Here is a 10,999-nt window from a genome sequence, read left to right as displayed (position 1 = left end):
GGCCGGTCGCTGCCGAAAATCGAGCGTAGCATTCTCGATCTCGGATTCGACGGCGTGGTCTCATGCGCGGGAGCGCAGGCGAACGTCGGCGACAAGATCCTGTTCGAGCATCTCGTGCCGGCCGAGGGATTGCCCATCGCGTCGATGCCGTCCTCGGTGGCGTCCTCGGCGGACACGGGCTTGCGGCCCATGATGGCGATGTGGTCGAAGCCGGCCGGAATCTCCTCGAGCCGGTGCGTCACCAGCACGACGGCGCGATCCGAGTTTTCCTCGCCGATGCGGCTCAGCGTGCGCATGACCTGTTCTCGACCGCCCAGATCAAGGCCGGTGGTCGGCTCGTCCATGATGAGCAGTTCCGGGTCGCCCATGAGCGCGCGGGCGATGAGCACGCGCGTGCGCTCGCCTTCGGACAGGCGCCACATCTGCTTGCCTTCGAGATATCCGACGCGGAAGTCGCGCAGCAGTCCGCGGGCGCGCGCGTAATCGGCTTCGGAATACGTGTCGCGCCAGCGGCCGGTCACCGCGGACAGTCCGGTGACGACCGCGTCGAGCGGATCCTCGAATTCAGGGAACTGACGTCCGAGGTCGGCGGAGGCGAGGCCGATGCGCGTGCGCAACTTGAACACGTCGTATTTGCCGAGCTGATGGCCGAGGATGAACACGCGGCCTTCGGACGGGAAGGTGCGCGTGGCAAGCATGCCCACGGCGGTCGATTTGCCGATGCCGTTCGGCCCGAACAGCACCCAGCGTTCGCCGGCGTTGATCGTCAGGTTCACGTCGGTGATGATGACGCGCCGGTTGCGGCGGAATTCGACGTTTTCCAGTTTGAGGACTTCGGTGGGCATGGGGTTGCTGAGCTCCTTGCGTTTGCGGTGCTTGCCGGGGTATGGCGCCGACCGGCGCCGATATGTGCGGGCCCGCTCCCCCGCATGCGGTCAAAACATGCGACGGGAAACGGGCCCGTCACGATATTGCGCGTATCGTGTACCGATTATTGTCGTTGTATTGTCGTTGGTTACTTCTGTTCGTCGAGCACGGACTGGTAGACCTTCACGGTCTCGTCGGCGATCGACTCCCAGCTGAACACGTCGCGGGCGCGCTCATAGCCGGCCTGACCCATCTTCTTGGCGTTTTCAGGATCTGCCATGACCTTGTTGATCGCGTCGGCCATGTCGTGCACGAACTTGTCCGGATTGGTCGGCGTGCCGGTGCCGTCGTGCAGCTGGTCGATCGGCACCAGATAGCCAGTCTCGCCGTCGACGACGACCTCGGGGATGCCGCCGGTGGCGGAGGCGACGACCGGCAGACCGCAGGCCATGGCCTCGAGGTTCACGATGCCGAGCGGCTCGTAGATGCTCGGGCAGATGAACGCGTCGCAGCCGTGCTCGAGCGCGGAGAGCTCGTTCTTCGGCAGCATCTCCTCGATCCAGATGATGTTGCCGCGCTTCTTGTCGAGCTCGGCGAAGGAGTTCTTGACCTCCTCCATGATCTCCGGAGTGTCGGGCGCACCCGCGCACAGCACGACCTGCACGCCCGGGTCGACGAAGTGCAGCGCCTTGAGCAGGTACGGCAGGCCCTTCTGGCGGGTGATGCGGCCGACGAACAGCAGGGTCGGCTTGCTGCGGTCGATGTGGTAGCGGTCGAACACGCCCCAGCCCGGATCGTCGGCCGCCGGTGTGGCGAATTCGGACATGGTGATGCCGTTGTACACGACGACGACCTTGTCCGGGTCGAGGTCCGGATAGGCGGTGAGGATGTCGTTGCGCATGCCCTTGGAGACGGCGATCACGCGGTCGGCGTGCTCGTAGGCGTCCTTTTCGGCCCAGGAGCTCAGGTTGTAGCCGCCGCCGAGCTGCTCGCGCTTCCACGGGCGGAACGGTTCGAGGCTGTGCGCAGTGATGACCAGCGGCGTGCCGTGCAGCATCTTCGCGAGATAACCGGCGAGGCAGGCGTACCACGTGTGCGCGTGGATGATGTCCGCGTCCACGTCATTGGCGATCTGCAGGTCGACGCCGAAGGTCTTGAGCGCCGGGTTCGCGTCCTTGAGCTCGGCGGGCGTATTGTATCCGACGACCTTGAGGCTGCCCTTGGCCTCGGCCGCGTTCGGGATTTCCGGAACGTCGGCTTCGGTGCGGGGACCGTCGAACGCGCGCACGGTCACGTCGATGCGCTCGGCCAGCGCCTTGGACAGCTGTTCAGCGTGCACGCCGGCGCCTCCATAGACGTGCGGCGGGTATTCGCGGGTAAGAATGTCAACCTTCATCGGTTACCTCTCCAATCTGTCGATCAACTGATTGTCACCACTGCCAACTTTAGGCCATCCGGAAACGCAAAACGCACAACCGCCGTGTTTCTTCCACGGCGAGTTGTGCGTTTTCGCATAAGGCTGGCGTCGGTTTCCCGTATCGGAACGATCGCACCGATCAGACGGCGGTGCCGTTCTGGTCGAGGTTCGGATTGTCCTTCGCGTTGCCGGCGGTGAAGAACAGGCTCACCACGCCGATGATGAACACGATGGACACGGTGATCACCAGCCACGTCGGATGGCTCGGCAGCCACATGATCACGCAGAACGCGATGCCGGCGAGCACGATGAGCAGCCAGCTGACCACGCGGAACCACTGGTGCACGGAATGCGGCGCCTTGAACGCCTTCGGATCGCGGTAATCCGGGTTCGTGTCGAGCAACGTCTCCGTCTCGTCGGTGTCGAAGTGCGCGGTCGGCTTCCACGGGCCGTCGTCCAGAGTTCCTTCCTGAATGCGGCGGGAACGCTCCTGCAGCGCGTACTCGTCGATCATGCCGCCGCGGGCGCGGCCCTTCGTCTGGTCGTACTGCGACGGGATGCCCCTGCGCTGGTCCCGCGCGGCCTTGCGCCGTTCTGCACGGTTCGCCATCTTCTCACTCCTTTGACAATCGGTGGATGACACTGGGCACTACTGTACCCCAGCCCCGGTCTTCGTACCGCATTACCAGACGTAGGCCGGTTCCTCGTTGGATACGATCGCATTGATCATCGCATCGGCGGCCACCGTCTTCAGACCGTCTCCCGTTTCGTCCTGCACCCGATACCACGGGTCGCGGTATGTCCAATGCGTGACGGTGCCGTCGGAGTCGGCGTCGTATCCGGTGATGACGATCATGTGGTTGGCGTGGCCGAACGACGGGTAGAGCGCGTGCACGTCGATGGCTGCGAACACCGGGTCGCCGTTGTTCAGATCGGCTGTCGCGCGTTCGGCGAACGTGCGGGCCGTCGCGGGATCCGTGTCACCGATTTCTATGGTTTGCACACGATAGCCGGCACCGTTTGGGTTCGCGTCGTCGACGCCGAACAGGTACTTGTTGGCGACGCGCGCCAGATCGACGTATTCGGTGCCGGTCCGCGGATCGGCGTTCATGTCGTCGGCGAGTACGGATTGGCTGACGTCGATTCCCCGGTATCGCAGCACCATCTGCACGGCGGCCGGCACGCACCAATACCCGGTTTCCTGCACGCTCTGCGGCACGTCAAGACGAACGCTTGCCGTATCCGTCGTCGCAGGGACGTCCGATTCCGACGGCCGGACGGTCTCGTCCGACGCATGAGCGATCTCCCCTCCGCTGGCCTCGCGGAACCATGCGTCGCCGGGATACGAATCATCCACGCCCATGTTCAGTCCGGCGAGCACGCTCGGATCGATCAGCTCCGTGGCATTCTTCACGTCCCCCGTGCGAATGTCTTCGGACGGCGGCACGGTGATCCTGTCAAGGTCATCATGATCCGGTTCGGTCTCGCGCGGCTCGGACGGCGTGATCCGGGCCGCACGATGATTCGCGCCGGTCATCCCCGCATGCCAGGCCACGCCGCCTGCCGTCATCATCGATGCGACGGCCAATAGGCCAATGATTACGGTCAGTTCACGTCGCTTCATCGCGCACCGCCTTCCCTATGGTTCTAGGGTATCCGACATGCCCATGCGCCACGCGAACCAACCGTGCCCGATATGTGAAAAGCCCTTCCACCGTGTCGGCGGAAGGGCTTGCAGTCATGTCATCGTCTCCGGCGCAAGCCGATGACGAACATGATCGTCATCGCGGCAACGCCATCGGACGCTGGGAGGCGACGATCGGGGCCGGCAGCTCGGTGGAGCCGGTCAGGTACTCGTCCACGGCGGCGGCGCAGGAGCGTCCCTCCGAAATCGCCCACACGACGAGGCTCTGGCCGCGGCCCGCATCGCCGGCGACGAACACGCCGTCCTGCGAGGTGGCGAACTTGTCGTTGCGTGCCACGTTGCCGCGCTTGTCGAGCTCGACCGGCAGCTGGTCCATGAGCGAAGCGGTGTCCGGGTGCAGGAAACCGACCGAGATGAGCACGAGGTCGGCGGGCAGCACGCGTTCGGTGCCCGGCTGGCGGGTGAACGGGCCGTTCTCCCCCGGCGCCACATCGACGACGCGCAAACCGGTCACATGGCCGTTCTCGTCGGCGATGAAGCCTTCGGTCGCGGTCGAGTTCTCGACGTGCACCTTCGCCTGCTCCTCTTCGGAACCGATGAAGTTGACCGAATCGGTGCTGTACATGTAGGTGCCGCCCTCCTCCATCGAGGAGGTCTTCTGGTAGAGGCGCGCGAACGTCGGCCACGGCTGGTTGTCCGGGCGCTGGCTCGGCTCCTTCGGCATGATCTGCAGCACGGTCACGTCCTTCGCGCCCTGGCGGATGGACGTGCCGAGGCAGTCGGAGCCGGTGTCGCCGCCGCCGATGACGATGACGTGCTTGTCCTTGGCGGTGATGTCGTTGACCGGCTTGACGCCGTACACGCGGCGGGTCGCGTCGGGCAGGAAGTCCATCGCGAAGTGGATGCCCTTGAGCTCGCGGCCGGGCAGCTTCATGTCGCGCGGCACGCGGGAACCGATCGCGACGACGACGGCATCGTAGCGGGAGCGCAGATCGTCCCACGTGATGTCCTTGCCGATCTCCACGCCGGTGCGGAAGCGCGTGCCCTCGGCCTCCATCTGCTTGACGCGGCGGTCGAGCAGTCGCTTGTCGAGCTTGAAGTTCGGGATGCCGTAGCGCATCAGGCCGCCGATCGCGTCGTCGCGCTCGTACACGACGACCGTATGGCCGGCACGGGTCAGCTGCTGGGCGCAGGCGAGGCCGGCGGGGCCGGAGCCGACGACCGCGACGGTCTGGTCGGTCAGGCGCTGCGGCGGCAGGGGCTTGACGTAGTCGAGATCCCACGCCTGGTCGATGATCGTGCACTCGTCGTTCTTGATCATCGTCGGCGGCTGGTGAATGCCGAGCACGCAGGCCTGTTCGCACAGGGCCGGGCAGATGCGGCCGGTGACTTCGGGGAAATTGTTGGTGGTGGACAGGCGGTTGTATGCGTCCTCCCACTTCTCCTGGCGCACGAGGTCGTTGAATTCGGGGATGATGTTGCCGAGCGGGCAGCCGGTCATGCAGAACGGGGTGCCGCAGTCCATGCAGCGGGCCGCCTGTTCGGTGGTCCACGGCTGCAGGCCGGATTCGGCGTGCACGTCGAGCCAGTCCTTGATGCGCTCGTCGACCGGGCGTTCGGCGAGTTCTCGGCGGGTACGGACCTTCAGGAATCCACGAGGATCTCCCATGTCAGCGCGCTCCTTCCATCACGTGCTCGTACACCTGTTCCCAGGCGCCGGGCGCATTGAAATCGATGTTGTCCTCTTCGGCCTGCTTCATGGCCGCGGTCATGGCGAGGAAGTGTTCGGGCACCACGCGGGTGAAGCGAAGCACGTTCTCGTCCCAGTTCTCGAGCAGTTCCTTGGCAAACTTGGAGCCGGTCTCCTTGGCGTGCTGCTCGACCAGATCGCGCACGATCGGCGCGGTCGTCTCGTCGAGCGGCTGGAACAGCAGCGAGCCGTTCCTGCGTCCCTCCGGGTTGACCTGGTTCATGTCGAGGTCGAGCACGTAGGCGTTGCCGCCCGAGAAGCCTGCGCCGAAGTTGCGGCCGGTGGAGCCGAGCACGACGACCGTGCCGCCGGTCATGTACTCGCAGCCGTGGTCGCCCACGCCTTCGACGACGAACGTCGCGCCGGAGTTGCGCACGGCGAAGCGCTCGCCCGCGCGGCCCGCGACGAACATCTGGCCGGAGGTCGCGCCGAAGCCGGTCACGTTGCCCGCGATGACGTTGTTATGCGGGTCGAACGTCACGTCGTCGTTCGGACGGACGATCATGCGGCCGCCCGACAGACCCTTGCCGGCGTAGTCGTTGACTTCGCCGACCACGCGGATCGTCTCGCCGCTCGGGATGAACGCGCCGATGGACTGGCCGCCGGCGCCGTGGAACGTCATGTCGATCGTGTTGTCCGGCAGACCTTCGGCGCCGTATCGGCGGGTGATCTCGTAGCCGACCATCGTGCCGAGCGTGCGGTTCACGTTGCGGATCGGCAGGTCGATCGTCACCGGCTCCTTGTTCTCGAGCGCCGGCTGGGCAAGCTCGATGAGCTTGTTGTCGAGCGCCTTGTCGAGCTCGTGGTTCTGCGGCTCGGTGTTGTGCAGGATGGTGCCGGGGACCGGACCGGGCTGCATGAGCACGTTGGTCAGGTCGACGCCGTCGGCCTTCCAGCGCTTGATGGCCTCGTTCTGGTCGAGGCACTCGACGTGGCCGACGGCCTCCTCGAGCGTGCGGAAGCCGAGCTCGGCGAGGATCTCGCGCACTTCCTCGGCAATGTACATGAAGAAGTTGATGACCGACTCGGGCTTGCCGCGGAAGCGGGCGCGCAGCTCCGGATCCTGGGTGGCGATGCCCTGCGGGCAGGTGTTCTTCTGGCAGGCGCGCATCATGACGCAGCCTTCGACGATCAGCGCGGCGGTCGCGAAACCGAATTCCTCGGCGCCGAGCAGCGCGGCGATGACCACGTCGCGGCCGGTCTTCAGCTCGCCGTCGCACTGCACGACGATGCGAGAGCGCAGGCCGTTCAGGATCAGCGTCTGCTGGGTCTCGGACAGGCCGATCTCCCACGGGGTGCCCGCGTGGCGGATCGCGTTGAGCGGGGCCGCGCCGGTGCCGCCGTCATAGCCGGAGATCAGCACCACGTCGGCATGGCACTTGGCCACGCCGGCCGCGATGGTGCCGACGCCGAACTCGGAGACGAGCTTGACGTGGATGCGCGCCTTCGGGTTCGCCATCTTCGCGTCGTTGATCAGCTGCTTGAGATCCTCGATCGAGTAGATGTCGTGGTGCGGCGGCGGGGAGATGAGCTCCACGCCCGGGGTGGCGTGGCGGACCTTGGCGATCCACGGCGGGACCTTCGCGCCGGGCAGGTGGCCGCCCTCGCCGGGCTTGGCGCCTTGCGCGAGCTTGATCTGCAGGTCGGTGGCGTGCACGAGGTAGTCGGAGGTGACGCCGAATCGCGCGGAGGCGATCTGCTTGATGCGGCTGTAGCGCAGCGGATCGTTGATGCGGTCGTCGGACTCGCCGCCCTCGCCGGAGTTGGAGCGCGCGCCGAGCGTGTTCATGGCGATGGCGAGCGTCTCGTGCGCCTCCTGCGAGATGGAGCCGTAGCTCATCGCGCCGGTGGAGAAGCGCTTGACGATTTCGGAGGCCGGCTCGACCTCGGAGATGTCGATCGGCTTGCGGTCGTGCTTGAACTTCATCAGGCCGCGCAGCGTCATGAGGCGGTTCGACGTGTCGTTGATGTGCGCCGAATACTTCTTGAACATGTTGTAGTCGCCGCGGGCGGTCGACTGCTGGAGCAGGAAGATCGCCTCCGGGTCGTTGAGATGGTCCTCGCCGGTGCGGCGCCACTTGTATTCGCCGCCGGTCTCGAGGTTCATGTGCGGGGTGGCGGTCCACTGGTTCGGGTAGGCGACGCGGTGGCGGATGGCGACTTCCTCGGCGATCTCGTCGAGGCCGACGCCGCCGACCTGGGAGACGGTGCCGGTGAAGTACTTGTCGACGGTCGCCTTGTTGAGGCCCACGGCCTCGAACAGCTGCGCGCCGCGGTAGCTCATGATCGTGGAGACGCCCATCTTGGACATGATCTTGAGCACGCCGATGGACAGCGCCTTGGTGAGGTTCTTCACGGCGGTGGGCGCGTCGACCTTGAGGTAGCCGGTGCGGGCGAGGTTCTCGACAGACTCGAACGCGAGGTACGGGTTCACGCAGGCCGCGCCGTAGGCGATGAGCAGGGCGACATGGTGCACTTCGCGCACGTCGCCGGCCTCGACGGCCATCGAAATCTGCGTGCGGGTGTGGCGGCGCAGCAGGTGGTGCTGCACGGCCGCGGTGAGCAGCAGCGACGGGATCGGCCCCCACGTGTGGTTCGACTCGCGGTCGGACAGCACGATGAAGTTGCTGCCGTTCGCGATCGCGTCGTCGACTTCGGAGAAGATCTCCTCGAGACGCTCCTCGAGCGCCTTGCCGCCGCCGGCGACCTGGTAGAGGCCCTTGACGACGAACGGACGGTAGTAGCCGCCGAGCACCTTGGCCTTGTCGAGCCGCTTGAGCTGCGCCATCTCGTCGGAGTTGATGACCGGCAGCGGTATGAGGATCTTCTTGGCGTGCAGTTCGGAATCCTCGAGCAGGTTCGGCTCGGGGCCGATCGCGGATTCGAGCGAGGTGACGATCTCCTCGCGTTCCCAGTCCAGCGGCGGGTTGGTGACCTGCGCGAACTTCTGGTGGAAGTAGTCGAACAGCATGCGGCTGCGCTTGGAGAGCACCGGCAGCGGGTTGTCGTTGCCCATCGAGCCGAGCGGCTCCTTGCCGGTGTTGGCCATCGGGGCGAGCAGGAGCTTCAGGTCCTCTTCGGTGTAGCCGAACGCGCGCTGGCGGCGCTGCACGGACTGGCCGGAGTGGCTCACGTGCTCGCGCTGCGGCAGGTCGCTCATCTCGACCGAGTTGCCTTCGACCCACTTGCGGTACGGGTGCTGCGAGGCGAGATTCTTCTTGATCTCCTCGTCGGGGATGATGCGGCCTTCGTCGGTGTCGACGAGGAACATCTTGCCCGGCTCCAGACGGCCCTTCTCGACCACGTGAGCGTCGTCGATCTCGGGCAGCACGCCCGCTTCGGAGGCGAGCACGAGATAGCCGTCGTCGGTGAGCTGCCAGCGGCCGGGGCGGAAGCCGTTGCGGTCGAGCAGCGCGCCGACCTGCGTGCCGTCGGTGAAGATGATGTCGGCCGGGCCGTCCCACGGCTCGATCAGCGTGTTGTTGTATTCGTAGAACGCGCGCACGTCCGGGTCGAGCTGGTCGTTGTTCTCCCAGGCCGGCGGCAGCATCATCGAGATCGCGTGCGGCAGGGAACGGCCGGCGAGGTGCAGCAGTTCGAGGCACTCGTCGAACGTGCCGGAATCCGAGTAGCCGGGCGTGGTGATCGGCAGCAGCGGCTTGAACTCGCCGAGCAGCTCGGAGCTCAGACGGCCCTCGCGCGCGGACAGCCAGTTGCGGTTGCCCTGGATGGTGTTGATTTCGCCGTTGTGGGCAAGCAGGCGGAACGGCTGGGCAAGCGGCCAGCTCGGGAATGTGTTCGTGGAGAAGCGCGAGTGCACGATCACGATCTTCGCCTTCATGAGCGGGTTGCTCAGGTCGGGGAAGAACGGGGTGAGCTGCATGGTGGTGAGCATGCCCTTGTACGTGATGGTGCGGGCCGACAGCGACGCGAAGTAGATGCCGACCTCGTGCTCGACGCGCTTGCGGATGCGGAACGTCTTGCGGTCGAGGTCGATGCCGGCGAGCGAGCCGTCCGGGGAGGCGACGACGAGCGTCTTGAAGCTCGGCATGGAGGCGAGGGCCTGCAGGCCGAGACCATCCGGGTTGGTCGGCACGACGCGCCACGCGAGGACTTCGAGGCCCTCCTCGCGCACGATGTTCGCGATGGCCTGCTCCTGCTGGCCGGAGGTGGCGATGTCGCGGTCAAGGAACGCGATGCCGGCCGCGTAGTGGCCCTCTTCGGGCAGATCGACGCCGGCGGTGGCGCGCATGAACTCGTCGGGCATGCTCATGAGGATGCCCGCGCCGTCGCCGGTGTTCTCCTCGGCGCCGACCGCGCCACGGTGGTTGAGGTTGACGAGCACTTCGATGGCGTCGTCGATGATCTTGCGTTCGGGTCGCTTGTTGAGGGTGGTGACCATACCCACGCCGCAGGCGTCGTGCTCTGTGCTGGGGTCGTACAGACCTTGCTTGTTGTGTATGCTCAAATCGAGCGGGGCGTGGAAAGTCACCGAAACCACCTTCATATCGTTTTGGCAGGGTCTTGACATCCTGCGGTTCTTTGGCTAGTGCGTAGGACAGAGTACCGCTCAGGTATGTCAAACAGGTTTCGCTGTCCATATACCGAGTCGGCGGAAATGTCAAGACCCAAATCTGAACCCACCCATGGAGCAATGATTTTCATCGGCTTGAATCGTTGGAATTCCAACGATTCCGGGAGTTTCGCGCTTCGTCGCGCGATTTCCGCCGGGGGACATGGGGGGACATCGCGGAAAATGCCTGTTGTTGGAATGCCTTGGAATACCAACGATTATAAGGGTTTCCACCCGTCAACACGCACGAACCCCAGCGCAAGCCCATTCCACGAGAGGTCACGGCAAGTCACGGAAACACCACGCTCCGTCACGACGGGTCAGGACGGGTCACGACGAGGCGACGTGCGACACCCCAACACCGCCAGACGACTCCCCATCCGCTTGACCCCATCAGGGCATCACGGGTCACGACAGTCCAGGAATGACGCATACAGGGTCACTATGACAGACAACAGCCTCCAGCTCCTCACCCCACGCCAAGTCAGCGACCAAACCGGCATCCCCTTGGAAACCCTCAGCCGTTGGCGCAAACAACGCACCAACCTCCCCTACCTGCACGTCGGACACAAGCCGACAAGCTCTTCGGCCGTCACGCATTCCACGCCGCAAGTTGGTGTCGGGACTGTCTCGGAATGTGTGTAACTGGCTTTGATCGCCGGTCGTGAGGCCGGCGGGAAAGGGGCCTGTGATGAGCATGCCGACTGAGACAATGGAAACCATGACAGCGAAGACTGCCGCCGGCAA

Annotated in this window: 6 protein-coding genes; all 6 read right to left on the bottom strand. The window is 65.2% G+C overall.

The genetic code is table 11. The features are described 5' to 3' along the window. The coding region (locus KIH79_RS12245) for an ABC transporter ATP-binding protein (protein ID WP_236023850.1) at positions 1 to 845 on the bottom strand (845 nt) is incomplete at its 3' end. 170 nt (positions 846 to 1,015) lie between these two features. Next, positions 1,016 to 2,263, bottom strand: coding sequence for a glycogen synthase (glgA, locus tag KIH79_RS12240; RefSeq protein WP_033494249.1), 1,248 nt, complete (start codon positions 2,261 to 2,263; stop codon positions 1,016 to 1,018). 160 nt (positions 2,264 to 2,423) lie between these two features. Beyond that, the gene (locus KIH79_RS12235; RefSeq protein ID WP_219059631.1) at positions 2,424 to 2,894 is read right to left on the bottom strand and encodes a tripartite tricarboxylate transporter TctB family protein; all 471 of its coding nucleotides are present in this window, start codon (positions 2,892 to 2,894) and stop codon (positions 2,424 to 2,426) included. A 72-nt stretch (positions 2,895 to 2,966) separates the two neighbouring features. After that, positions 2,967 to 3,908: a C39 family peptidase gene (locus KIH79_RS12230; protein WP_219059630.1), complete on the bottom strand. Its 942-nt coding sequence runs from the start codon at positions 3,906 to 3,908 to the stop codon at positions 2,967 to 2,969. Positions 3,909 to 4,065: 157 nt separating this feature from the next. Further along, positions 4,066 to 5,598 carry a glutamate synthase subunit beta gene (locus KIH79_RS12225; RefSeq protein WP_219059629.1) on the bottom strand — a complete coding sequence of 511 codons (1,533 nt, stop codon included), beginning with the start codon at positions 5,596 to 5,598 and terminating at the stop codon, positions 4,066 to 4,068. Position 5,599: 1 nt separating this feature from the next. Continuing rightward, positions 5,600 to 10,171 (bottom strand): glutamate synthase large subunit, encoded by a 4,572-nt coding sequence (gene gltB, locus KIH79_RS12220; RefSeq protein ID WP_219059628.1) that lies wholly within the window; start codon positions 10,169 to 10,171, stop codon positions 5,600 to 5,602. Positions 10,172 to 10,999: the final 828 nt, after the last annotated feature.

This window comes from Bifidobacterium miconis, assembly GCF_019331735.1.
GTDB lineage: Bacteria > Actinomycetota > Actinomycetes > Actinomycetales > Bifidobacteriaceae > Bifidobacterium > Bifidobacterium miconis.
The sequence above is the reverse complement of the archived record's forward strand: the minus strand, read 5'-3'. Positions and strand labels throughout refer to the sequence as shown.